General features: G+C 36.8%; 28 protein-coding genes. 14 read left to right on the forward strand and 14 right to left on the reverse strand.

Annotated elements, in window-relative coordinates; all coding sequences use genetic code 11:
- Positions 1-166 precede the first annotated feature (166 nt).
- The 3 genes from G5B37_RS00295 (at position 167) to G5B37_RS00305 (ending at position 3831) form a co-directional block, all read left to right on the forward strand.
- Positions 167-955 carry a DUF6090 family protein gene (locus G5B37_RS00295; RefSeq protein ID WP_164678058.1) on the forward strand — a complete coding sequence of 263 codons (789 nt, stop codon included), beginning with the start codon at positions 167-169 and terminating at the stop codon, positions 953-955.
- Positions 956-1283: 328 nt separating this feature from the next.
- Positions 1284-2924, forward strand: a complete 1641-nt coding sequence (locus G5B37_RS00300) for a serine hydrolase domain-containing protein (protein ID WP_164678059.1) — start codon at positions 1284-1286, stop codon at positions 2922-2924.
- 463 nt (positions 2925-3387) lie between these two features.
- The gene (locus G5B37_RS00305) at positions 3388-3831 is read left to right on the forward strand and encodes an SRPBCC family protein (protein ID WP_164678060.1); all 444 of its coding nucleotides are present in this window, start codon (positions 3388-3390) and stop codon (positions 3829-3831) included.
- A gap of 21 nt (positions 3832-3852) precedes the next feature.
- Here G5B37_RS00305 and G5B37_RS00310 read toward each other — a convergent pair whose 3' ends face one another.
- Together G5B37_RS00310 and G5B37_RS00315 are read right to left on the reverse strand one after the other, a co-directional pair.
- Positions 3853-4305 (reverse strand): GNAT family N-acetyltransferase, encoded by a 453-nt coding sequence (locus tag G5B37_RS00310; RefSeq protein WP_175017397.1) that lies wholly within the window; start codon positions 4303-4305, stop codon positions 3853-3855.
- A gap of 11 nt (positions 4306-4316) precedes the next feature.
- Complete coding sequence (locus G5B37_RS00315) at positions 4317-5969, reverse strand: T9SS type A sorting domain-containing protein (RefSeq protein WP_164678061.1); 1653 nt, start codon at positions 5967-5969, stop codon at positions 4317-4319.
- Positions 5970-6083: 114 nt separating this feature from the next.
- On the opposite strand from G5B37_RS00315, the gene G5B37_RS00320 reads away from it, so the two are divergent.
- Entirely contained in the window at positions 6084-6938 is an 855-nt protein-coding gene (locus tag G5B37_RS00320; RefSeq protein WP_263649818.1) for a bile acid:sodium symporter family protein, read from the forward strand.
- A gap of 58 nt (positions 6939-6996) precedes the next feature.
- Here G5B37_RS00320 and G5B37_RS00325 read toward each other — a convergent pair whose 3' ends face one another.
- Both G5B37_RS00325 and G5B37_RS00330 read right to left on the reverse strand, forming a co-directional pair.
- Entirely contained in the window at positions 6997-7704 is a 708-nt protein-coding gene (locus tag G5B37_RS00325; RefSeq protein WP_164678063.1) for a leucine-rich repeat domain-containing protein, read from the reverse strand.
- A gap of 92 nt (positions 7705-7796) precedes the next feature.
- Positions 7797-8441 (reverse strand): alpha/beta hydrolase, encoded by a 645-nt coding sequence (locus tag G5B37_RS00330; RefSeq protein WP_164678064.1) that lies wholly within the window; start codon positions 8439-8441, stop codon positions 7797-7799.
- Positions 8442-8484: 43 nt separating this feature from the next.
- Between G5B37_RS00330 and G5B37_RS00335 the strand changes: the two genes are divergently transcribed.
- The 3 genes from G5B37_RS00335 to menD all read left to right on the forward strand — a co-directional run bounded on the left by G5B37_RS00335 (position 8485) and on the right by menD (position 11745).
- Entirely contained in the window at positions 8485-8910 is a 426-nt protein-coding gene (locus G5B37_RS00335) for a PaaI family thioesterase (protein WP_164678065.1), read from the forward strand.
- A gap of 62 nt (positions 8911-8972) precedes the next feature.
- Positions 8973-10043 (forward strand): isochorismate synthase, encoded by a 1071-nt coding sequence (locus tag G5B37_RS00340; protein ID WP_164678066.1) that lies wholly within the window; start codon positions 8973-8975, stop codon positions 10041-10043.
- Positions 10044-10074: 31 nt separating this feature from the next.
- Complete coding sequence (gene menD, locus G5B37_RS00345; RefSeq protein ID WP_164678067.1) at positions 10075-11745, forward strand: 2-succinyl-5-enolpyruvyl-6-hydroxy-3-cyclohexene-1-carboxylic-acid synthase; 1671 nt, start codon at positions 10075-10077, stop codon at positions 11743-11745.
- Here menD and G5B37_RS00350 read toward each other — a convergent pair.
- Positions 11735-12154, reverse strand: coding sequence for a hypothetical protein (locus G5B37_RS00350; protein ID WP_164678068.1), 420 nt, complete (start codon positions 12152-12154; stop codon positions 11735-11737). The genes menD and G5B37_RS00350 overlap by 11 nt on opposite strands.
- A 78-nt stretch (positions 12155-12232) precedes the next feature.
- Here G5B37_RS00350 and G5B37_RS00355 point away from each other — a divergent pair, with 78 nt between their 5' ends.
- Positions 12233-13072: a CvfB family protein gene (locus tag G5B37_RS00355; protein WP_164678069.1), complete on the forward strand. Its 840-nt coding sequence runs from the start codon at positions 12233-12235 to the stop codon at positions 13070-13072.
- On the opposite strand, the gene G5B37_RS00360 is transcribed toward G5B37_RS00355, so the two are convergent.
- From G5B37_RS00360 to G5B37_RS00395, 8 genes are read right to left on the reverse strand one after another with little or no spacing between them, the layout of a single operon-like run.
- The gene (locus G5B37_RS00360; protein WP_164678070.1) at positions 13062-13598 is read right to left on the reverse strand and encodes a GNAT family N-acetyltransferase; all 537 of its coding nucleotides are present in this window, start codon (positions 13596-13598) and stop codon (positions 13062-13064) included. The genes G5B37_RS00355 and G5B37_RS00360 overlap by 11 nt on opposite strands.
- A 10-nt stretch (positions 13599-13608) precedes the next feature.
- Positions 13609-15735 carry a methylmalonyl-CoA mutase gene (gene scpA, locus G5B37_RS00365; RefSeq protein ID WP_164678071.1) on the reverse strand — a complete coding sequence of 709 codons (2127 nt, stop codon included), beginning with the start codon at positions 15733-15735 and terminating at the stop codon, positions 13609-13611.
- On the reverse strand, positions 15735-16373 hold the full coding sequence (locus G5B37_RS00370; protein WP_164678072.1) for a hypothetical protein: 639 nt from the start codon (positions 16371-16373) through the stop codon (positions 15735-15737). Before G5B37_RS00370 ends, scpA begins: the two co-directional genes overlap by 1 nt.
- On the reverse strand, positions 16360-17790 hold the full coding sequence (locus G5B37_RS00375; RefSeq protein WP_318527357.1) for a methylmalonyl-CoA mutase subunit beta: 1431 nt from the start codon (positions 17788-17790) through the stop codon (positions 16360-16362). The genes G5B37_RS00370 and G5B37_RS00375 overlap by 14 nt, the downstream gene beginning before the upstream one ends.
- Entirely contained in the window at positions 17765-18088 is a 324-nt protein-coding gene (locus tag G5B37_RS00380; RefSeq protein WP_164678073.1) for an FtsB family cell division protein, read from the reverse strand. The genes G5B37_RS00375 and G5B37_RS00380 overlap by 26 nt, the downstream gene beginning before the upstream one ends.
- Positions 18088-18696 carry a uridine kinase gene (gene udk / locus G5B37_RS00385; protein WP_164678074.1) on the reverse strand — a complete coding sequence of 203 codons (609 nt, stop codon included), beginning with the start codon at positions 18694-18696 and terminating at the stop codon, positions 18088-18090. The genes G5B37_RS00380 and udk overlap by 1 nt, the downstream gene beginning before the upstream one ends.
- A 57-nt stretch (positions 18697-18753) precedes the next feature.
- Positions 18754-19209, reverse strand: a complete 456-nt coding sequence (locus G5B37_RS00390) for a c-type cytochrome (RefSeq protein WP_164678075.1) — start codon at positions 19207-19209, stop codon at positions 18754-18756.
- Between the two features lie 55 nt (positions 19210-19264).
- Positions 19265-20383, reverse strand: a complete 1119-nt coding sequence (locus G5B37_RS00395) for a PQQ-dependent sugar dehydrogenase (protein WP_164678076.1) — start codon at positions 20381-20383, stop codon at positions 19265-19267.
- A 331-nt stretch (positions 20384-20714) separates the two neighbouring features.
- Between G5B37_RS00395 and G5B37_RS00400 the strand changes: the two genes are divergently transcribed.
- From G5B37_RS00400 to G5B37_RS00425, 6 genes are all read left to right on the forward strand, one after another.
- Complete coding sequence (locus G5B37_RS00400) at positions 20715-21047, forward strand: ArsR/SmtB family transcription factor (RefSeq protein WP_164678077.1); 333 nt, start codon at positions 20715-20717, stop codon at positions 21045-21047.
- A gap of 61 nt (positions 21048-21108) precedes the next feature.
- The gene (locus G5B37_RS00405) at positions 21109-21576 is read left to right on the forward strand and encodes a DUF6428 family protein (RefSeq protein WP_164678078.1); all 468 of its coding nucleotides are present in this window, start codon (positions 21109-21111) and stop codon (positions 21574-21576) included.
- A 16-nt stretch (positions 21577-21592) separates the two neighbouring features.
- The gene (locus G5B37_RS00410) at positions 21593-22228 is read left to right on the forward strand and encodes an arsenate-mycothiol transferase ArsC (RefSeq protein ID WP_164678079.1); all 636 of its coding nucleotides are present in this window, start codon (positions 21593-21595) and stop codon (positions 22226-22228) included.
- A 76-nt stretch (positions 22229-22304) separates the two neighbouring features.
- A complete protein-coding gene (locus G5B37_RS00415; protein ID WP_164678080.1) occupies positions 22305-22886 on the forward strand; it encodes a YdeI/OmpD-associated family protein in 582 nt (193 codons plus the stop codon).
- Between the two features lie 67 nt (positions 22887-22953).
- Positions 22954-23310, forward strand: coding sequence for a glyoxalase (locus tag G5B37_RS00420; protein ID WP_263649819.1), 357 nt, complete (start codon positions 22954-22956; stop codon positions 23308-23310).
- Positions 23311-23490: 180 nt separating this feature from the next.
- Positions 23491-24465, forward strand: coding sequence for a YitT family protein (locus tag G5B37_RS00425; protein WP_164678081.1), 975 nt, complete (start codon positions 23491-23493; stop codon positions 24463-24465).
- Between the two features lie 589 nt (positions 24466-25054).
- On the opposite strand, the gene G5B37_RS00430 is transcribed toward G5B37_RS00425, so the two are convergent.
- Positions 25055-25432: a DUF779 domain-containing protein gene (locus G5B37_RS00430; protein ID WP_164678082.1), complete on the reverse strand. Its 378-nt coding sequence runs from the start codon at positions 25430-25432 to the stop codon at positions 25055-25057.

Genomic DNA, 25432 nt, shown 5'->3' on the forward strand with positions numbered 1-25432 from the left:
CTATTTCTAGTCTACTTACCAAATTACTAGCAGATTTTCTATTCAGTTTGTATATGCTAAACTAGTTGTTTAAATCACCCAATAGCTCGTAGCCAAGACCGTTGGGCTTCATTATTTGATTACCCCAATTAATTAAAAATCATATCTTTAGAGAAACTATCGACTTATGATAAAATTCTTTCGGAAAATACGCTACGACCTTCTAGGAAAAAATAAAACTGGAAAGTACATTAAATATGCTATTGGAGAAATTGTACTTGTGGTTATTGGAATTTTGATTGCGCTACAGATTAATAACTGGAATGAGCAAAGAAAAGACAGAACAAAAGAAACTATTTTACTAAATCAACTTCGAGAAGATTATCAGGCTAATCTAATTCAACTTGAAGAAAAAATGACGACAAGAGAAAAGATTGTAATTTCGGCAGTTTCATTATTAGAAGCATTTGATTACCCGCAGAAGGCAAATAGAGATAGCGTTATAAAAAAAATTGCAATTATCGGAAACGATCCAACGTTTGACCCTATAAAGAATGATTTAAACAGTTCTGAGAATTTAAGATTGATTAGAAATGTAAAATTAAGTCGCTTGCTGTCCAATTGGTCATCAGATGTAGTTGCAGTTAAAGAGGTTGAGGATCTTTGGACTAAAATAGTATACAACCAATTTGATTTGGCCAGTTTAGAATTAGGTATCGGTAGGGATTTGTCAAATAGTTTTATGAACGAACAAGACCATCCTTGGTTATTAGACCAAAATCCAAGTTCATTTAAAATTAAAATAGGAAAATCAAAATTAGGAGCAAACCTAAATGAAATATTAACCAATAAATATTTAGAAGGTGTTTTAGGGAATGCTATAACAATAAATAAGTCAGCAAATTTGCAATCTGAGGCATTGCGCAATAGAATTAGGGACATACTGGCTATAATCGAAATTGAATTAAATAAATAATGAAAACATAACAACGCGTATAATGTGGTGGTCTAATGGTTAAGTGAATCGTATTTCCTACATTAAATCGTAAATTAGTCCATCGGAAAAAACCGATAAGCAGGGCCACTGCACACGGCTGCTTCGCATGTTGGCTTCCCACTTTCGCTGACGCAACATGTTGGCACTTCTGAAACAATCACTCAAACCCCATCATATCATACACAAAACAGTTGTGCGCAAGCCTATTTCAGGTTAAACTATTGATTTAAAAAAGAGCAATGTTAATTTTATACAATTTTGCATCTTTTTTTCGAGGTACTTTTGCCTTATAAAGAAACGAAAAATCATGACTAAGAGATTTATAATTAGTCTTACCATGTTTCTGTCGCTATTTAATACCTCTGCTCAACAAAGCATGGCGGATTATATAGGAGAATGGACGGGAAAGCCAAAAATTGATGATGCCCTTTATCTGGACATAACTATTGAAAAGTTACCTAACGAAAATGCTATTTTTACACTTTCAAATCACAAAAACGTTCTAACAAAATCCTTCAAATTTGAAAACAATGTTACTATTACCTTAGATGATAATTTTGGTTTTAATGGAATGGTCAATAAGAATCAATCAGAAATAATTGGTTTTATTAGGCTAAATAAGGATTTGTACCCAACTGTACTCTATAAAGTAGGAAACAAATTCGAAGGAAAATGGAACTTATCAATTATTCATTATCTACAGCCTCAATCTTTAAAATTAACTATAAGAGAAGGTGGTGGAGAAGATGACGAATATAAGGCCTATCCAATTCTTGGAAGTTTCTGGTGTGCTGATTTTAAGAAAAAAAACGACTCGATTTCATTTACAGATTATAAAACAGGACTTGAATTCGAAGGTGTCCTAAATCGCTCTGAAATAATATTAAACATCAGTATAGGAGATATTTTTATTGCTCAAACATCATTTAAAAAAAATATAAAGCAGCACAAATTTGTTTCATCCGTTGTAGATGAAAATTATGAATTTGACGATGGTTGGAAATTATCAAAGCAACTACTATCATTACCAAAATTGGAGCATGCTATACACCGCGATATTTTGGAAGGAATTGAGAGTGTGCTTATTGCTAAAAACAGTGAAATCATTTATGAAAAATATTATGCTGGTTTTAATGCGAGAATCCCTCATGATATGCGTTCTGCCTCAAAAAGCATCTCCTCAGCCATTATTGGTATAGCGATAGATGATGGTATTATAGAGAACGTTGAGCAGGAAATTTATAAGTATCTACCACAAGAATATCAATACACCAAGGATTATCAAAAATCTAGAATACGTGTTAAAGATTTACTTACAATGAGTTCAGGAATAAATGTTTCTGAAGGCCAATATCAAGAATCTGATAATTGGTTGAAAACAGTGTTAGAAGCTCCCTTAAAACACGAACCAAATTCACATACTACTTATAAATCTGCCGATCCTTTTCTTTCAGGAGTATACTTAAGTAAACGTTTAGATATGCCATTAGCAATCTATATGCATAAAGAGTTTTTTATGCCTCTAGGAATTACAAATTACATATTGAATACAGATGACACCAACGTTATACCTTATTTTGGAGGTGGTTTGTATTTAACCCCTAGAGATATGCTCAAGTTTGGTCAATTATATCTAAACAAAGGCTTATGGAATGATAAACGTATTATTTCTAAAAAATGGGTTAACGATTCATTTAAGAAGCATACTTTTTTAGAAGATGTAAGTGATAAAAATGAATACGGCTACTTTTGGTGGCACAACACCTATACCATTAATGGAAAGAGATTAGAATCTGTTGAAGCCAGAGGTGCTGGAGGACAATATATTTTCATTATTCCAGATTTAAACGCTGTAATTGTTATAACATCAGGGAATTATAGAAACGGGAAAACTAGACAGCCAGAAAAAATAGTGAAGGAATATCTTCTATCTGCTATTTTAAATTAAATAGACAATATATTTCCTTGTATAATTAATCCCTAGTTCTAGTCTACTTACCAAATTACTAGCAGCTTCTCTATTCAGTTTGTATATGTTATACTAGTTATTTAAATCACCCAACAGCTCATTACCAAAATCGATATACTACATTAATTAAATTTCAAAACTCATTAATTATCATATCTTTAAAGAAACTAACGGCTTGTGATAAAAAGGAACCTAAAAACTTTGACTTAGATTTTTACTTAAAGGAAAAAATTAAAAATTGGGATAGATTTGAGATTCCGAAGTACGAGAATGAAGAGAACAACATTGTTTATGTACTTGGTGCAGGAGCGTCTGATTAACTAAAACTTCATTATAATGACGATGGCCTGATAATAAAGCTAGCGTATAGAAGCGAAGACCCAGGGTAAGAAATGAATAAAGTGCGTTTTATATCAATATATAATTATTTAGTAGCTGAAATATGAAAACAACCTACCCACCAATCATCGTCACACAAACCTTTCCTGTTTCTGCGGAAACCGTCTGGAAGGCAATTACTTCTATTGATGAAATGAAGCAATGGTATTTTGAAGTACTGAGTAGTTTTAAACCTAAAGTAGGCTTTGAAACCCGTTTTACGGTTTCGGTTGAAGATAGAGTTTATCCGCATATCTGGAAGGTAACTGAAGTAATTCCGAAGCAAAAAATTTCGTACCAATGGACTTTCGACGGGTACAAAGGAAAAAGTGTAACCCATTGGGAACTTTCCGAAGAAAACAATAAAACAACGTTAAAATTAACTTCAGAAGTACTAGAACCTTATCCTGAAAACATTCCAGAATTTGAACGAGAAAGTGGGGTAGAAGGATGGAATTATTTTATAAAAAAAACGCTTGACATCCTATTTACAGACCGTGAAATTTAGTTAGTGCGTACTTCAAAATAACTAGAGCAACTTTTCGAAACAAACACTGTTCTCTTGGCCTTTATATTGCCCATAGTTTTGAATTCGAGCATAGCCATTCTTTTCGTACAATGCAATGGCGTCGGGCTGTCTTTTTCCAGTCTCTAAGGCAGATTTCTCATAATCTAACTCTTTTGCCCACAATTCTAACTCGGTAAGCAGCCGAGAACCTATTCCTTGGCCTCGATATTCAGGTACAGTAAACATACGTTTTACTTCTACACAGGTTGGTGTTAGTTCTTTAATTGCACCTATGGCAACTGGTATCTCCTCATGGTAACCTACCAGTCTATGTTTAAGCGTATCTAAACCATTAAACTGATGGTAAAACTCGTGCTCGTCTCCATCGGTTTCTGCCAAAGTAGTATCTAATTGTTTAACCAAATTAATAAAGTCTACCTGATGGGTCGGTACGCGCTTAAATATAATGTTCATCAATACAGTACTTATTTGACTAAAAACTTCAGTGTTTGAGATCCATTAGCATCGCTAAGCGTAATAAAATAGAATCCAGCCGATAGGGTATGGGCTATCGAAATTTCATTCGAGGAAATTTCCGAAGTCTGTTGTAGTAATGCCTGCCCTAACTGATTGTAAATTACCACAGATAAGGTACCGTTAGTGGCGGGTGTGTTCACTAAAACGTCTATAGCTGTTTTCGTCACAGGATTCTGCTTAAGCTGAAAACGGCTTTTTATTGAAACATCGTTTACACCTAAAGGTACTTGTCTAATTTCGCTCAATGCAAAAAGTATATTTTGAGTAGTAGGCTGTACATGGCGTTCGTTGGTTGAAGGTATATGTGTAGCTACAAAAGGGGAGTCGTTTAGGTCTGGCGTAGCATACCAATTGTCTTCACTCTCTAGCGCTAATGCACTTATAGTTGGAATAAAAGAAAACTCATCTTGGTCTAATGCATCAACAAAATCTTGAATTACAGGATTGCCACCGCCACCGCCAAGCGCGTTAGAAATAAGTGATAACCCACCTGGTGCAGCATCAACACCCGCAACAGTGCCTGACTGGGCATCGGCTTCAAAAGTACCTGTTGGAATACCAACAATAAAGGTGGAGAACGTAGTTACGTTTATAGTTTGATTGGCTTCAGGCGTAAAATGTAATGTTAAGTCGGCCGTAACACCTGTAGTAATATCGAGGGTTGTTTCTACAACTTGCATTCCTGGCATGCCTACGGTTGTACCATTGTCAGTTCCGTTAATCATAGCTACATTTCTAACATCTTGCGGAAACCCTAAAGCGTCTAATTCTGCTTGAAAGGCATCTCTAAAATCTGGTGCGCCAGCAGGCAAAAGCTTCGTAGGGTCTTGTTGTGTAGGCGAACCTGCCAATAAATGCCCTAATAAATGATCGTACAGCATTTCTTTAGCTGCAGGGGAGTTTAGTACAGTATCTACAATTGCCTGCGCCTGCGCGTCGCTAAACTCTTCTGCTAAATAATTTATAAGGTATTGTAAGCTAATGGGTATGTTGGCACCTTTATGAGGCGAGTCAAAAGAAATATACAATCGTGTATCGTGCACTAAACTGTTTTGCTCCATATACGATAAACCATAGCGTGCTATAAGTCCGCCCATACTAGGCCCTAGTACTACTAGTTGTTCACTACCTACTTTTTGTGCGTTAATTTCTTCGATTAATGCTACCAATACCATGGCATTACGTTGTATGTAGTCTGCACCACCATCTATAGTTTTGCCTCCTGTGGTATATTGTGGTGCATTAAGTATTACAATATCAAACCCTTCATCTCTAACAATATCAGCCAAATTTTGTCCGCCAAACGAGAAACTGTTATACAGTCCGTTAATATCTCTGGCATCACCAGGGTCGAAACCGTCTAAAATAATGATAGGCTTGTCTAAAACGCCATTAACATTATCTAGAAAAATCTCATATTCACCTTCACCAAAATAAGCTTGGGTCTCATCGTAACCTTGATATGAAATATCGGCTACAATAGGTACTACCGCCTGTCTATTAGAAACATTTTGGGTATTGTTTATAGGATTTTGAAAAGTGAACTGAGCAAATGAACTGGCAGTGATCACAAGAGCTATTAAGGTAAAAGTAAACTTCATGATTGCAATTATTTAGAAGTTACAAGGTACAACTTTACAATGAAAGTAAGGGTTGCCGTTGTTCTGATTTCGCTTCGGAAATTTTAGTATATCTTTAAGTTTAAATAAATGGATATGGATAATTTATCAACTATTATTTTAGGCGGAGCTTTATTTGTAATTATGTTAGGTATGGGGCTGTCATTACGTACCGAAGATTTTAAACGAATCGTACTGTATCCAAAAGCCATTTTTCTCGGACTCTTTAATCAGTTACTATTGTTACCGCTTATTGGTTTACTAATAGCCGTTACGATTACTTCTACACCCGAAATTGCTGTAGGTATTATGATTCTTGCGGCTTGCCCTGGGGGGCCAACTTCTAACCTAATTTCGTTTATGGCAAAAGGTGACTTGGCATTATCGGTTAGTTTAACGGCAATAAGTAGCTTAATAACTATTATCACCATTCCTTTTATAGTGTTATTCTCACTTGAATATTTTTTAGGTACTAGCCAAGAAATTGAGCTTAATATATTCGCAATGATTGCGCAAATATTTGTTATAGTTGTGATACCCATTGGTATTGGAATGATGATTCGACGTTTTAAAACCAGCTTTGCAGAGCGTATGGGTCGTCCAGTACGAATAGCTTCTGGAATTGTACTAGCATTAATTATTGTAGGGTTGGTAGTGAAAGAGCGCGCAAATGTTACCGATTATCTTAATCAGGCAGGAGCTGCTACCTTATTGTTAAATGTAATAACCATGGCTATAGGATATTATTCTGCAAAATTACTCCGACTTAGAAAAGAAGCTGCAATTTCTATCGCTATAGAATCTGGAATTCAGAATGGAACCTTAGCTATTACAATTGCAGTGGTGTTATTACAAAATTCTGCCTTAGCGATTGCACCAGCGGTGTATAGCATACTTATGTTTATAACGGGTGGGGTTATGATTTTTTTCTTCGGAAAACGTACGACATAAAAAAAGGCTTCCTTTAAGAAGAAGCCCATTTTTTGATTAAACCAATTTTAATCGCATTCTAATTATCATCGTCACTTGTTTCAATAGCAATAACACTCTTTGCCGGTGGAACAATAAAGTTCTTTTCTAAATCTACCATACCAGAATTAGAAAGTAACACGATAGAAAACATCTCTGTATTTGTAAAGCCGTTTTCGGCTATCATTAATTCTTTTAAGTTACGGTTGTTTGCCAATTGCACAGGCAAGTCACCTTTAAGATCGTTGTCAAACACATTAAAAATTTCTAAGTTGGTTAATGCGTTTAATGAACTTGGTACCACACCAGAGAATGTATTACTACTAAGATGTAGTTGCTTCAACTTTGTTAAGTTACCCAAAGTAGCTGGAAGCTCACCCGATAAAGAATTACCATTAAAAGCCAATACTTCTAAGTTAGATAACATTCCAATACTTGCTGGAAGAGCGCCCTCGATGTTGTTGAAAGACAATTCTAAGGTTCGTAATTTCGATAAATCACCTAAAGAGCTTGGAAGCTCACCAGTAATATTATTAAACAAAAGGCTAATGCCAGTTACATGATTGTCTTTTACAGTAACACCTTGCCATTCTGAAACATCAGTATTTAAGTCCCATGATTGATTCCATTTTTCGCCATTTGTGGCAATATAAAAATCGATAAGTGCTTGTTTCTCTTTTTGACTCACTTGTGCTGTGAGCACTATACAAAAGAGCAATAATACGGGGGTAAGTAGGAGCTTTTTCATTGGGTGGTTGCGATTTTTCTTACAATTATTAGTAAATAAAAAGCATTATTTGCTCAAATGCAAATAAAATCGACGAAATGCACACCTAGTTGCTATTTTTCTGCAAATTCTTTGATGAATGCTGTATTGACCTCATGAATTCCTTTAAAAACTTCTACGGAAAGTTTTGTTCCAAAAATGGCGTCACTCTTCAACGTTTGTTCTGTTTTCTTTGCTTCTGTAATATATTCATCTTTATCTCCATATAGGTAGGTTACCTTACAATGATTGGGGAGATGTTTAAAATGTGAAGCGTTCAATTCTTTTGGAATTCCCCCACTATGCAATAGTAGGGCGTCACAAGAAATACTACGTTTTGCTAACCATCGCATTGCTATAGATACACCTTGTGAATACCCTAGCACAATAAATTGAGGCATTTTAGATGGTTTTTCAGCTTTCCAAACAGCATCTACATAGTTTAGAACATTTTCTGTTTCCTGTACAGTGTTTTCTCTGGTAAGCCATGAGGCACCAACATGTTTAAAAGAAGGACCTATATAATATTTAGACGGAGCTTGAGGAATAATAATAAAATTTTCGGCCGGATCTAAATGCGTAAAATAGCGCGCAAAATACTTACTTAAATAACCCATCCCATGAAACACCAACCACACATTTTTTGTTGTAGCTTGCATTTTATTACAGGTTGTGTATGTATTTGTGGAACTATATTTTGCAGTTTTTTCTAAAGCCATTTTGCACCTTGTTTTGTATTTTTACAAAGGTAATTTAATTGAAATGAAGCAAACTAGAGAAGAAACACTTTTAGTACTTAATAAAATGTGTAAAAACACATTGATGGAAACACTCGCCATAGAGTTTGTTGATATCTCACAGGATACTGTTGTTGCCAAAATGCCCGTTAATTCTCGTGTACATCAGCCCGATGGCGTATTACATGGTGGGGCATCTGTGGCCTTAGCAGAAAGTGTTGGAAGTGCTGCTGCGATGCTCTTTTTAAATACAAAAGATGTTGCGATTAGGGGAATAGAAATTGCCGCCAATCATGTAAAGGGAGTGAGAGAGGGTTTTGTTTACGCTCACGCTAAGGTTGTGCATCAGGGACGCACAACCCAATTATGGCAAATTAGAATTGTAAATGAAGACGACCAATTAGTTTCTTTGGTAAAACTAACAACGCTGGCCCTGCGCAACCAAACGTAATTTAAACACCTAGTAAAAAACTATCACACTATAAACACCATCATTGTTAAACAATCTCCCCCATGGAATACTCTCAACTTTTTGAAAAGGCTGCAGACCATTATAAAAAGAAAATTCCGTTTGTTCTGTTTTCGCTTCCAGACGAACCTAGTTTGAAAGGCGCATTTCAGAAAGAAAATGCTAGCTACCTGGCAGAGAATTTTGACGAGGAAAGTTTTGTATTGGCACCTTTCAATTTAAATGATGTCGTGTTTCAAATTTTGTACAAAAATTGTGATGTGCACGAAGTGACCACGAATGAAATTGAGCAACATCCTATAGATTCAGTTTCCTTTTCAGAAAATACTACCGAAAAAGAGCGGTATATGAACATGGTTGCCAATGCAATAAAAAAAATTAATTCTGAACACGTTCATAAGATTGTTGTTTCACGCGAAAAGAAACTGGCCGTTCAAAACTTTAACCTAACAACGTTATGCACTTCTCTTTTCTCCCAATATGAAGACGCGTTTAGGTATGTTTGGTATCACCCTGATACCGGAATTTGGTGTGGCGCAACCCCCGAATTGCTACTACAAACCAATCAGCGTAATTTTAGTACAATGGCGCTGGCCGGAACGCAGCGAATTGATGACAAAATGATGATTCAATGGAGTGTAAAAGAGAAATTGGAACAACAATGGGTGACAGATGCTATTATAGATTGTTTAGAAAATAAGACAGCTGTTTTAAAAGTTTCAAAAACGAAAACTCATATTGCTGGGAACCTAGCACATTTAAAAACCGATATTAGCGGTGTTCTAAATACTAATAAAGCAACATTAATGCAGCTGGCAAAAGCATTGCATCCAACACCTGCAATTTGCGGAACGCCCCGAAGCGTAGCTATGCAATTTATAACCCAACACGAAAATTATAACCGCTCTTTTTACGCCGGATTTTTAGGCCCAGTGGGCGAAATGCAGCGACATTCAAAACTGTTTGTAAACCTACGTTGTATGGCCATTAATGATAGTGAGGCAACACTCTATGCGGGTGGTGGTATTACAATAGATTCTAATCCTGAGGCAGAGTGGGACGAAACACACAACAAGCTTCAAACCATAGCTAAAGTATTACAGCCGCTTCTTTAAAAATCAATTCTCGGTTTGTACCTTTGTAGTAATGAAGTTTAGCAACAAGCTCCTTTCTCAAACGGTCACCCAATTGTGCCTTGCCAAAGGGATTAACAAAATTGTAATCTCTCCAGGCTCGAGAAATGCGCCCCTTACCATTGGTTTTACAGAATATCCAGATTTTAAAAATTTCAGTATTGTAGATGAACGTTGTGCAGCATTTTTTGCTTTAGGTATGGCGCAACAGCTGCAACAACCCGTTGCGCTTGTATGTACATCTGGTTCTGCACTTTTAAACTATTTTCCTGCCGTCGCTGAAGCTTTTTATAGTGATATTCCATTGGTTATTCTTTCTGCAGACCGCCCGCCCGAATTGGTTGAAATTGGAGATGGACAAACTATTCAGCAAGAAAACGTGTACGGAGACCACGTATTATATGCTGCCAACTGTAAAGAGGGGGAAGCCCATCAAGTTTATAATGAGACCGAAATTAATATAGCTTTAAATACAGCGATAGAATTAAAAGGCCCCGTACATATTAATGTTCCATTTTCTGAACCTTTATATGAAACTATAAACGATTTATCCATAAGGCCACAACATGTATCTGCTCGTGCTTTTATTGCTGAAAATTTAGAAGAAAATACCTTAGATACTTTTTTGAAATCGTGGAATACATCTTCAAAAAAAATGGTGTTGGTTGGTGTACTAGCCCCAAATAGTATTGAAGAAAAATATATCGAATTTTTGGCCAAAGATCCTAGTGTTTTAGTGTTTACTGAAACAACAAGTAATTTGCATAATCACCACTTTGTTCCGGCGATAGATCAGTTAATTTCATCACTTACTGAAACTGAATTGAAGGCGTTGCAACCAGAAGTCTTACTAACCTTTGGCGGGATGATAGTGAGTAAAAGAATAAAGGCTTTTCTTAGAAAATTTCAACCAAACATACATTGGCATATAGACCCTAAAAAAGCATATGACACCTATTTTGCATTAACATATCACCACCGAAACACGCCTAACGGATTCTTAAAGCTATTGGAAAGTAAAGCAACATCAGTGGCGAGTGATTATCAAGCCCATTGGCTATCGGTTCGAAAACATAGGTTAGCACAACATGCTGTTTACGAAGAAAAGATTCCTTTTTCAGACTTTAAGGTGTTTGCTAAAATCTTCAAAAACATCCCAGCCAATTTTCAATTGCAATTGGCTAACAGTGCTACGATTCGGTACGCTCAGCTCTTCAATATAGCTCAGTCTATAGATGTTTTCTGTAACCGAGGCACGAGTGGTATTGATGGCAGCACTAGTACAGCAATAGGCGCGGCAGTGGTAAATCAGCAACCAACGCTTCTTGTAACAGGCGATTTAAGCTTTTTCTACGATAGTAATGCGCTTTGGAATAACTACATTCCACCTAGCTTCAGAATTATTATCGTGAACAATAGTGGGGGAGGAATTTTCAGAATTTTACCAGGAGAAAAGAACGAAGCTCATTTTAGCACCTTTTTCGAAACAAATCATTCGCTAACCGCAAAAGAGTTGAGTAAATTGTACAAATTTGAGTACAGTAGAGCTGCAACAGAAGAAGAGCTTAGTAGTAAGCTAAATAACTTTTTTGCAAATTCAGACCAGCCTAAAATTTTAGAGGTATTTACTCCTTCCGAAGTAAATGATAAAATCTTACTATCGTATTTTAAATTTATTGCTTAGACTCTGCTAAGATTTCAGTACCCCAGGCCAACGCGCTGTCTAAAGAATCTACAATTTTAAATGGCTTCTTAAAAAAAGCTTTTTCTAAGTGGGCATTGTTTAATTCAGACTTTTCGGCACTTACAATTGCCAATCCTTTTAAAGTAGGTACCTTGTTTAAGTATTTGTAATCTGTAGGCACTACAGAATAGGAGTTCACACGGTTTGAAATGTAAATCCATGGCTTTGCGCCATTAATTTTCAATCCTTTTACTAGCAAGGTAAAACCGTTGACATAAGAGAGTGTTTGTCCTTCTTTTACTTCTACCACGGCAAACTTTTCATAGAGATACACGTCTGCTGCGTCATTTTGATAAAAATCTTTTACTTCGAGTACACCGGGGAAATGTGAGGTAATAGTTTTGGCCATATATTTAACGAGGAAATTAGGTTGTTTTGTAGTCCTCTTAACGTAAAACCTACTGTTAAATTGTACCTTTGCTACATTATGCTGAAACTAGGAGAATATCAAGTACTTAACATTTTAAGAGAAACAGAACCCGGTCTGTATTTAGGTAATTCTGAACAAGACGAAGTGCTTTTGCCACACAGATACAAGCCAGAAACGTTTGAAATTGGTGATGAGGTAAATGCCTTTGTGTACTTAGATTATGATGAGCGGCCAGTGGCTACCACCTTAACCCCGTACCTTACTTTAAATACATTTGGATACTTACACTGCGCCGATGTAAATGAATATGGTGCCTTCATGGATTGGGGAGTACAGAAGCAACTGTTTGTACCTTTTAAAGAGCAAGCGCGCCCAATGAAAGTGGGTAATTGGTACATTGTCTATTTATATTTAGATGAGCAAACACAACGTTTGGTGGGGTCTAGTAAAACAAATAAGTACCTTTCTAACGAAAACTTAGCCATTGATAAATTTGAGGAAGTAGATATTTTGGTGACGCATTTAACTGAAAAAGGAGCCAACGCTATTGTAAATGGAAAGCATCACGGACTTATATACGAAGCAGATATTTTTGAAGACATTCGTACTGGTGACCGCATGAAGGCGTATGTAAAGAAAATTCGAAACGATAATAAAATAGATTTGGTGCTACAACATCCTGGGTACCGAAGCATAGAACCCAACGCCAACTATGTTTTAGACGAATTAAAAGCGGCTGGTGGTTTCTTACCCTTACACGACAAAAGCGATCCAGAAACTATTAAAAATGAATTGGGTCTCAGTAAAAAATCTTTTAAAAAAGCCATAGGTAGTTTATATAAAGACAAACAAATTCTAATTAAAGAAGATGGCATTGAGTTACTAGCTAGCGATTAAGTGTGCTATACACCACACAATGCTTAAATCTCTTATCTCCAACAATGGCAGGATGTTGCACGGTGCCTACGTAGTGCATTCCAATTTTTTTCATCACTAGTTCTGAAGCAGTATTAGTATCTGTTGTAAAGCTCAAGACCTCTTCAATACCGAATTTTAAACTTGCATTTTGTAGGCATGCCTGTGCTGCTTCCGTAGCATATCCTTTTCCCCAAGCAGATTTTTTAAGCCGATACCCAATATCTATACAAGGTGTGTATTCACTTTCCCAAAATTGATTTTTTAAGCCTGTAAAGCCTATAAACTCTTTAGTGTCTAATACCTCTACGGCAAAATAAGTATAACCAAATTCGTTATAATGATTTTTTAATTTATGTATAAGATCTAAAGTCTCGGTAGGGGTGAGTGTAGATGGAAAGTGTTCCATAACCGCCGGGTCTTGACACATTTCAATGAATGGAGCTTCATCGCTGGGCAGCCAATTACGAAGTCCTAGACGTTTTGTAGTTATATTGTACTTGCTCATAAATAGCTACTTAAGACCCAATGAGAATCTCTAAAATAGCAATGGCAGCATCACTAATTTTAGTGCCTGGTCCAAATACAGCAACAGCCCCAGCATCGAACAAAAACTCATAGTCTTGTGGTGGAATTACACCTCCCACAATCACCATTATATCTTCACGCCCTAGTTTTTTCATTTCTTCAATTACCTGTGGCACCAGTGTTTTATGACCGGCTGCTAATGAAGAGACTCCTAGAATATGTACATCATTTTCTACAGCTTGTTGCGCCGCTTCTTTAGGGGTTTGAAACAACGGACCAATATCAACATCAAAACCTACATCGGCATAGCCTGTCGCTACTACTTTTGCACCACGGTCATGACCATCTTGCCCCATTTTGGCAATCATAATTCTAGGTCTACGCCCTTCCTGTTCGGCAAACTGATTAGCCAGTGCTCGCGCTTTTTCAAATTGTGGATCTTTCTTTATTTCCTTACTATACACGCCGCTAAACGATTTAATTTGTGCTTTGTATCTCCCAAATACAGTCTCTAGAGCTTCACTTATTTCTCCAAGTGTAGCTCTTTCTCGCGCTGCATCTACTGCTAAAGCTAATAAATTTCCTTCACCTGTTTGAGCGCAGTGGGTTAAACTTTTTAGTGCTTCGGAAACTTTAGCTGTATCACGTGTTGCTTTAATTTTTTCCAAGCGTTCCATTTGCCCTTTTCGCACTAACTGATTGTCTACATCTAAAATTTGAAGCGGATCTTCTTTCTCGAGTTGATATTTATTAACTCCTACAATAATATCTTGTCCGCCGTCTATTCTAGCCTGCTTTCGCGCAGCGGCTTCCTCAATTCTCAGTTTTGGTATTCCTGCTTCAATCGCTTTGGTCATGCCTCCCAATTCCTCAACTTCTTCGATGAGCTTCCATGCTTTTTCTGCAATGTCATGAGTTAAACTTTCCACATAAAAACTACCTGCCCAAGGATCTACCGTTTTGTTTATTTGTGTTTCTTCTTGCAAATATATTTGTGTGTTTCTCGCAATTCGCGCAGAAAAATCGGTTGGAAGTGCAATGGCTTCGTCTAAGGCATTGGTGTGTAAACTCTGAGTACCTCCAAAAGCAGCAGCAGCAGCTTCTATGGTAGTTCTGGCTACATTGTTAAATGGGTCTTGTGCTGTAAGACTCCAACCACTAGTTTGGCAATGGGTACGTAGCGCTAGAGATTTTGCATTTTTTGGATGAAATTGCTTAACCATTTTTGCCCAAAGCATTCGAGCGGCTCTCATTTTGGCGATTTCCATAAAATGATTCATACCAATTGCCCAGAAAAACGAAAGGCGAGGGGCAAAGGTATCTATGTCCATGCCAGCCGCAATACCCGTACGTATGTATTCTAGTCCGTCGGCAAGAGTGTACGCTAACTCAATGTCGCAGGTAGCACCAGCTTCTTGCATATGATAGCCAGAAATAGAAATACTGTTGAATTTCGGCATCTTTTCCGAAGTAAACTCAAAAATATCACTAATGATTTTCATAGAAGGGGTAGGAGGATATATGTAGGTATTGCGCACCATGAATTCTTTTAAAATATCATTTTGAATGGTGCCAGCTAGCGCCTCAGGAGTAATGCCTTGTTCTTGGGCAGCGACAATATAAAATGCCATAATGGGTAATACAGCGCCGTTCATGGTCATAGAGACGCTCATTTTATCTAGCGGAATCTGGTCAAACAGAATCTTCATGTCTTCTACACTATCTATGGCAACGCCAGCTTTCCCCACATCGCCTACCACACGTTCGTGATCACTATCATACCCACGATGTGTTGCCAAATCGAATGCAACTGAAAGACCTTTTTGCCCTGCTGCTAGATTTCTACGATAAAAAGCATTGCTATCTTCTGCCGTAGAAAACCCTGCATATTGCCGAATGGTCCAGGGTCTGCGAACATACATTGTGGAGTAGGGGCCACGAAGGTTAGGAGCAATTCCAGCCACAAAGTTGAGGTGGTCTAGATTTTCAACATCTTCTTTTGAATATGTTTTCTTAACATCTATATCTTCAGCTGTCTGAAAAACCTCACTAGATGACGTCTGCTTTGCGCTATGGGTATTGCTTATGGTTAGGTTCTGAAGGTCTTTTCTGCTCATTACATGATTGTTTTAAGGGCATATGGGTCGAAATGTGCATTAAACCCTGAGCTTAGATTAATAAATACCGTTTGAAGATTATGCGTTATAAAAAAGGTAGTACTGTAGTTTTCAAAGTTTTCTGCGGTGTTTGTAAACTTGTAAACACATTTAAATACATAGTCATCTGATTTTCCTTTGTATTGCGATGCAATTTTTTCTACGGTTACGGGATGTTCTTCTAAACCAAGTTCCATCTGTTGCCGTATCATACCAAGAAAATATTGGGCATCTTGGCGCGACATAGGCTGAAATGGAACACTGTTAACGGTAACTGTTGCTTTAGATGCTGCGTCGTAAAATACATAGAGTTCACCTTCGGCATCTTTTAATTTGTTGAGTCTATTTATTTCTATCGTGGCCAGTTCAGGCGTTAAATTTTTTTTGAGGATTTTCTGAAATTCATACAGCGACTTCTCTTCAAAAATAGTGGGTAAGAAAACTTTAATTCCAGAATCTTCTAAGAAATGATATTTGCCTATCGCTTCATCATCTTTGGTCTGGTCTGTCCATGAGATAAGCTCATTGCCAACCTGCAAACAACTCATGCAGAGACAAGCAAAAAATGCAATAGCAATACGATGTCTACTCTTTTTCATTGTCTAGGCGTTCTTGTTCTACTTTTTCTGAAAGTCTCTTTGAAATAAGTGGAGCGATTTCTGTTTTTCGAATATTGGTTTTTACGAAAGGGTATAACTCCAAATCATGCTTCATTTGGTCTGCGGTATTAGGATATTTGTTTGTTCCTAGCAAGACTAATTTTCCTTCATTGAACCATTGTTGTTCTTTATATGCGCTTTCTTTTATTTTTTTCTGAATAGTTCCTTCTTTTAATTGTGCTAGAAGTCCGCCGCCCTTTTCAATACTCTTGAATAGCTCAAGTGCTTTGGCAGCGAGCTGTTGGGTTAAGCTTTCAATATAATAACTACCATCTGCTGGATTTGAAACGACATCGAAATAACTTTCCTTCTTAAGCACTAAAAGTTGATTACGAGAAATACGTTCGCCAAATTCGTTGCTTTTATGGTACAAGGCATCGTATGGAAGATTGCTAACGGCATTAGCGCCTCCAAGTACCGCACTCATAGTCTCTGTGGTGGTGCGTAACATGTTTACGTTATAATCGTATAACGTTTTATTTCTTTTAGAAGGTGAGGCAATTACGTGACATGTTTGTTCTACGTCATATTCTTTGGCCAGTGCTGCGTACAGAATGCGCAGAGCTCTAATTTTTGAGATTTCGAAGAAATAGTTAGAACCTGTAGCAATGGTAAAGGTAATTTGAAGACCTGTTTTATTTGCGGAAGTCTTAAAATGATTTAAATATTCATTGGCGTGCGCGAGACCGTAGGCCAATTGCTGCACCATAGTAGCACCCGCATTTTGATACACTGCTGTGTTTACAGAAAGCAAATGCTCTGTACTATGCTTTTGGTACAGCGCATCTAAAATTTCATGGTCCTTGCTAAGATTTTGAAACCAATTTCCAGTTTCAATTAGATTACCTAGTATATCTATATTGTAGTATACTGAGGCTTTTTTGGTTTTCAGAAAGGCCATTAATTGTTTCAGAAAATCCTGATCTAAAAATTTCAGATCAAAATAAATGGTAGCTTTTTCAAAAGGGAAATTTGCAAAAACCGTTTCTTTGTCAAAGGAAGTTTCCGCAGTAAAGAAAATTGCCTCGGCACCTTTTTCCAAAGCATCTATAGCCAAATGGTTTGCGATACTAGCATCGTCTATAAAAACGTGTTGGGTAATGTCCCAATGAAGAGGGTGTCCTGGAATGGTTAACGCGTTTGTGTCGCTATCGTCTGCGTGATACGTTGGACGTACATGTATTCCTTCTAAGCTTTGCCAAACTAGCGTATCGTTGTAGTCGGCTCCTTTAAGATCTACCTGTATTTTTTGCTTCCATTGCTTTGCAGAAACGGGTTCAAAATCGTTGTATAGTGAATTACTCATCTTACTTGCGGTACTAGCTACGTTGTTAGGGTTGTTGAATGCTATCTTCATTTTCGATGATAAAAATATCTTCGCCTTCTTTTTTCAGAAAGTATTTTTCTCGAGCAAACTTTTCAATTTCGTTGCTATCTTTCATTTTTTCGAGAAAGATTTTGTCTTTATCTATTTCCTTTTGATAGAATTCTTTGTTTTGTTCTAATGCTTTTATATCGTCATCGAGTTCTTTGTGTATAAAATATGAATTGGTGTCAAAGAAAAACATCCATATAATAAAAAGCACAATGATAAGCACATAGGTACTTCCCATAATCTTAAACCAGCGTTTCTGTTTAAGCTCTGACCACTTCATTAGACTAATTTTTGCTGAACGATTTTACGTATTACATCTACGGCTACAGTATTATACCGGTTATTGGGTATTATAATATCTGCAAACTCTTTTGAAGGTTCTATGAATTGCAGATGCATGGGTTTTAGTGTGCCTTGATATCGGGTTAATACCTCGTCTAAATCACGCCCTCGCTCTGCTATGTCTCGTTTTAACCTGCGTATTAAACGCTCGTCACTATCTGCATGTACAAACACTTTAATATCGAATAGCTCTCGAATCTCCGGATGGGTTAATATAAGAATTCCTTCTACAATAATCACCTTTTTTGGGTGGGTGGTGACCGTTTCTTTTGTACGATTATGTTCTACAAAACTGTATACGGGCTGCTCGAAAGACTGTCCCTTTCTAAGTTCTTCTAAATGTTGAACCAATAAGGCAAAATCGATAGAGTTTGGGTGATCAAAATTAATTTTCACTCGATCTTCGTAAGGTAGATGGCTTGTGTCTTTATAGTAACTGTCTTGAGAAATAACACAGACTTCACCTTCTGGCAGTTGCTCCACAATTTGCTGTACTACGGTTGTTTTACCGCTTCCTGTACCACCTCCAATCCCGATTATAAGCATACGTTTTAGTTTAGTACAAAGGTAGAAAATCTACCGACGTGTGGTAGTGAGAACTAGTTATTCTTCAATCTTTGCTACGTCTGCTTCGGTTAGCATTGTTTCTTGGGTGTTCCCCCAGTTATTCATTACATAATTCATAACATCTGCTACTTCCTGATTGCTTAGCCCCATGGGTGCCATAACACCATTATACGTTACCCCATTTACAACAATTTCACCACTTTGTCCATATTTTACACCACGAATACTTTCTTCGAGCTTGTCTGTAAGCCAATTAGAGTTGGCTAATGGAGGAAAATTACCAGGAATACCTGCGCCGTTAGCCAGGTGACATTGCATACAAAAATCTGTGTACACCAAGCCCCCGCGATCTAAGCTCTCTTGCAATGGTGTTTTTTGTTGTGTATTTTCTGAAACTTGAACACTTCCTATTTTTATACGTTCCTTTTTTTCTGAATTTTTACACGCAAAAATTGTAAGCGCTGTTATACTGATTAGGATGGTTTTTTTCATGTTCTTTTTGTTTATATTTTGAAGAACTCTTCTGGTTGATGAATATTGTCTTGCATTAATTTGGGACTACTTTGTAAATTCCATCACCTTCAACGGCAATATAGATGTAACCGTCTGGCGCCTCTTTTACATTACGAACACGGCCAATACCTTCGGCGATTTTCTCTCGGTCTATAACCTTATCACCTTTCAGTTTTACAAGCTCTACATAATTAAATTTCAATGACCCTACTAGCAAGTGTCCTTTCCAATCTGGGTATATGTCGCTTGTTACAAAGTCCATACCGCAGGGAGCAATAGAGGGTACCCAGTAATAAACGGGTTGTTTCATTCCTTCTTTTTCGGTAATTTCTGTGAATGATGAACCGCTATAATTTACCCCGTAGCTAATCACGGGCCAGCCATAATTGGCACCTTTTTCAATGATATTTATCTCATCACCTCCTTTTGGACCATGTTCATGTATCCATACCTTAGCTGTTGTTGGATGAAGCGCCATTCCTTGCGGATTTCTATTGCCGTAGGTGTAAATGGCATCGATTCCTTCTTTGCCAACAAATGGATTGTCTTTAGGTACAGTTCCGTCGTCATTTAGACGGTATATTTTGCCACCATCGCGGGTGATGTCTTGCGGATTTACATCGCGGTTACCACGTTCGCCAATTGAGAAATAGAGAAAGCCTTCTGTGTCGAATTCTATACGCGAACCAAAATGTTGCCCTCGTGTAGTATTTGGAGTTGCTTTGTAAAGGTCTTCAAGTTGCACCAGAGCGTCGTTCTCAAGTTTTGCACGACTAAGCTTGGTGTTACCACCTTTGCCGTCGCCATCTTGAGAAGCATAGGTGAAATAAATCCAACCATTTTCGGCATAATTAGGATGAAGTTCTATGTCTAGCAAACCTCCTTGTCCGCGATTATACACATCAGGAACATTAGCGATGTTTATTTTTTGCCCATTTTTAAAATGAATAAGATCACCACTTTTTTCGGTAATCAGCATACTGCCATCTGGAAGCCATGTCATCCCCCACGGATTGCTAAGATTGTCTACTACTTTTACTGTGGAGTAGGTTCTTTTTGGTGCTTCGGAAAGCGCTACATCTTCTTTTTTCTTAGGAGCATTACAGCCTATAAAAATAATTAGACAGCAAAGCCATAACCCATGTATTTTCATTTGTTCTTTCTTTTTGAAAAGATACGTATTTGTACGATAAAATAAAAGCCCAATACTATTAAGGTATGGGCTTTTGCGGGGAAAATTGTCTATCTATCTGGTGAATGATGTTACCAGGTCTCTGATATGAATATATACGGCAATATGTACGAGTTGGTTTTTTCGGGTTGATAATTATTTTCTAAGAACGCTCTACAACTTTTTATGTTTTAATACGTAGGGTGGGGCAGGCACATTATTAGTTTTGCGGCATAAATTCATTTAAAAGAAGCAAAACATTTTGCGAATACGTATATTAATCGTAATATTGCAATGATATAATAAAGTAATCATGGGCTTGTCCAAAACAGAAATATTTACAGACCGACAAAACGAAATTTCGTTGATTTCCAAGGTGTTTGGTCATCCTGCGCGGGTTGCCATATTGGAACATCTCTTTAAAATAGAACGTTGTGTTTGTGGCGACTTAGTTGATGAAATTGGGCTAGCACAACCTACCATTTCGCAGCACCTTAAAGAATTAAAGCTTTTAGGTTTAATTAAGGGAAACGTGGAGGGTACAAGTGTTTGTTATTGTATCGATACAGAGCAGTGGGTTAAAATGAAAGCTGTTATGAATCAGTTTTTAGATCAGGATCTAGAAAAAGATGCGCGTTGCTGTTAAAAAAATTTGAATAACTTAATCGTAATAAAACGATAAATAAATATTAATTAAAATATAGCTTATGAAATTATCTGAAATTAAATCGCAGTTAAGTACCTTAGAAACCATTGCGTTTATGTTGCCGAATGGGGAGTTGGTTCCCAATCATTTTCATGTGACGGAGGTAGGGAAAATCACAAAAAACTTTATCGATTGTGGCGGTACTGTTCGTAAGGAGGAAGTTGTAAACTTTCAACTATGGAACGCTAACGATTACGACCACAGATTGCATCCAGAAAAATTGGTTAAAATTATAGAGCTTTCAGAAAAGGTGCTAGGTATTGAAGATTTAGAAATAGAGGTGGAGTATCAAGGTGATACGATTGGGAAATTTGGACTTGATTTTGACGGAACGAATTTTCTTTTAACCACAAAGAAAACAGATTGTTTGGCGAAAGACCAGTGTGGTATCCCTGTTGAAAAGCCTAAGCTTCAACTAGCCGATATAAGTGATGAGCCATGTTGTTCACCAGATGGTAACTGTTGTTAATCTTTAAATAATACAAATGAAATTAACCCAATTAGAGCTATTTCAGGATATTCAAGATGTAATTGAGAATATAAAGACTGAGACAATTTTAGAAGAGCGCAAGGTTGCCTTACAACCACTTACCGAGTTTATCCAGGCGAAAGTTTCCAACGGCTCGAAAATCCGCATCAATTTTATATGCACGCATAATTCTAGAAGAAGTCATTTGTCGCAAGTGTGGGCTCAGACCATGGCAAGTTATTTTAACATAGATAATGTGTCTTGTTATTCTGGGGGAACTGAAGCCACAGCTTTATTTCCGATGGTTGCAGAGACCCTTGAAAATTCGGGATTTGAAGTTAAGGCGATTTCCGAAGGTGAAAACCCTGTGTATCGAATTAAATATGCAGCTAATACGCATCCTATTATAGGATTCTCGAAAGAACTAGATGATGATTTCAATCCGAAATCTGATTTTGCGGCTGTGATGACATGCGACTCTGCCAATGAAGCATGTCCGTTTGTTCCGGGTGCTCAAAAGCGAATTCCGATAATGTATGAAGATCCGAAAGTGTTTGACAATACGCCTCAACAAGCTGAAAAGTACAAGGAGCGAAGCATGCAAATTGCAACAGAAATGTTTTATGTATTCTCACAAATTGAGTCAGATTAATTAGGGGACCGCTTAGAATCAATGATAAATAGGTATCTTGAGCTATAGTTAAAATAAACTTTAGATCTACGCACGAATGGAAAGAGATATTGAAACTTTTTTTGCTCAAGATAGTACGTGGCAACAGGAATATGTTTTGCTACGTAACATTGTTCTCGCAACCAATTTAAAAGAAGAATTTAAGTGGGGAAAGCCATGTTACACCTATAAAAATAGGAATGTGGTGCTTATTCATGGTTTTAAGGAGTATTGTGCATTGCTATTTCATAAGGGTGTATTGCTAAAGGATTCCGATAAGTTGTTGGTGCAGCAAACTAAAAATGTACAGGCGGCTAGACAGTTACGTTTCAAAAATATAAAGGAAATAAGTGATCAGGAGAAATTGATTACAACCTATCTCTTTGAGGCTGTTGAAGTTGAAAAAGCTGGCCTAAAAGTGCCAATGAAAAAAACTACTGAATATGAAGTACCAAACGAGCTGGTAGCGGCATTTAGTAATAATCTAGCGTTAGAAAAAGCTTTTAAAGCCTTAACGCCTGGTCGACAAAGAGGATATTTGCTGTACTTTTCAGCAGCTAAACAAGCAAAAACAAGAGAGTTGAGAATTGAGAAAAGTATCGAAAGAATATTTGAAGGAAAAGGACCAAATGATAGATGAGAAACAATAATGACAACAATGTAATCTATTAACATGACCCAGTTAGACCCAATAATTGCTGTAAAAGATGTTGAAGCTAGTTCAAAATGGTATCAGGCCATGTTTGGATGTAAAAAGCAAACACGGGGGCGATGAGTTTGATATTCTAGTTAATGAAGAAAATGAGGTTTTACTATGTCTTCATAAGTGGGGAGCGCATGACCATCCCACTTTAGAGAAACCATTGAATTTTAAAGGAAATGGGCTAATTCTATATTTCAGGACAAAAAGTTTAGAGCGATGTATGCAAAAAGCAGTAGGCTTAGGTGCCCAAATTGAATCTGAAATTCAGGGAAATTCCAATTCGATGAAAAGGGAGTTCTCGCTAAGAGATCCAGACGGCTACTACATCACAATTACTGAGTTTCACAATTACGAAGGTTAAGCCTGAACAGGCAAATCGCGTACCCTTATCGTATAATTTGCATAGCTCTTGTAAACAGTTATTGGAATGCTATGTTTTTTTAAATTTTATATGAGTTTACGAGGCCAGAGCTATGTATATTCATTATATTGGTATATAACCTAAAGTACTATTTTATTAGTAGTATAAACTGTGTATTTCATGAATTCTAGCATAAAAAACATACTTATAAAAGCAACGCAATTGTTAAATGGAAAAAAGACTTCTAATGAAGAAACTTCCAGTTATCAGCGTGCAAAGCAATCTCGTGAATTAATCATTGCTTGGAAGCGAAATTTTAAAAACCTACTTTTAATAACCGTAGGAATCTTTTCTGCATCCTTTGGTTTTAAAGGCTTCTTACTTACAAATGATTTTATAGATGGAGGAGCTACGGGAATTTCATTACTACTTGCGGCAATTACAGAAATTCCATTATACGTTTTAATTATTGGTGTAAACTTACCTTTTATTCTCCTGGGCTATAAAATTATGGGCAAACGTTTTGCGATAAAAACGGCTTTGGCAATTGTTGGTTTAGCGCTATGTGTTGCTATAGTTCCATTTCCAAACGTTACTAATGACGACTTATTAGTAGCTGTTTTTGGTGGTTTTTTCTTGGGTGCGGGAATAGGTCTTTCAATAAGAGGTGGTGCAGTAATTGATGGTACCGAAATTCTCGCAATTTATTTGAGTCGTAGATTTTCAACAACAATTGGCGATATCATTATACTTATTAATATTGTGATATTTTCATTTGCAGCCTATTTACTTTCTATTGAAATCGCGCTTTACTCAATGATTACATATATAGCGGCATCTAAAACATTAGACTTTGTAATTGAGGGTATTGAAGAGTATATAGGTGTAACCATTATTTCTTCTCAAAGTAATCGTATAAGAGAAATGATACTCGATAAATTGGGTAGGGGTGTTACTATTTATAAGGGGCAAGGTGGATATATAAAAGATGGAGCAGCTCGAGATCTAGATATTATTTATACTGTTATTACGCGTTTGGAGCTAAACAAATTAAACACTGAAATCGAAAAAATTGAATCCAACACGTTTATGGTGATGAATAGCATAAAAGACATACGCGGTGGTATGATAAAGAAAAGGCCATTGAAACATTAAATATTACTATAGTTATAATTACAACAGCCTTTTTCCACTTTTTGAATGGTAGTGCGCATATCCACAGTTATTTTCAATAAACAAGATTTCTTTTCCTTGAATCTTGTGGAAATCGTATGCGGATTTAATCACCATATGGGTATTAGATGGCTGCTATATAATCGGAAATCTTTCGACGGCACTTAGTCAATCGATTAAAAGTGATAGGTTTTAATAAGTAGTTTAATGCATTTAGCTCAAACCCTTTAAGAGCATATTCTTAATAGATCGTGGTAACTATAATTTTGGTCTTCGAGCTGTCAATAAGTTCGGCAAAATCGGCTCATTTATTTCGGGCATCTGAATGTCTAAAAAAAGTAAATCAATCGTGTTGGATTTCAAAACTGCCAGAGCATCTAGCGGATTTTCAAAAGAGACTGTTTCTGAACAACACAAACCGAAATTTGTTAATGACAACTCATTTAATAAGTAATTAGCATCTCAATATTCTAGAAAATCTAGGACTTATTTAGTTTTTAATTGCTGAAACTACCATTGCATTATTCTTAATTTATATTTCTTTCACAAGTTAGATCTACAATAATTTTGGTTACAGTATGTCTCCTGTTCGTATCTTAGGTAAGTTTAACTGTTCTTGGGGCGTATACATTCTAGATTTTATTATAAAACGTAAACCAAGAGGGATTTCTAGCGAAAAGCTAGAACCCCTTCCTGTGGTTACGTCTACTGTTAGTTGAGTATGCTGCCAATATTGAAATTGATCTTGAGACATATAAAAGTCACAATCATGAATATTTCCTAACCAAATATCTGTCTCATTAAGCAGTAAATCTCCTTTTTCTAGACACATTGGGCTAGAACCATCACAACAACCACCACTTTGATGAAACATTAGTTCCCCATGGCGCTCTCGCAATTGGTCAATAATCTTTGCAGCTCTCTCGGTTATTTTTACACGCTCTGTCAT

The organism is Rasiella rasia (assembly GCF_011044175.1).
GTDB lineage: Bacteria > Bacteroidota > Bacteroidia > Flavobacteriales > Flavobacteriaceae > Marinirhabdus > Marinirhabdus rasia.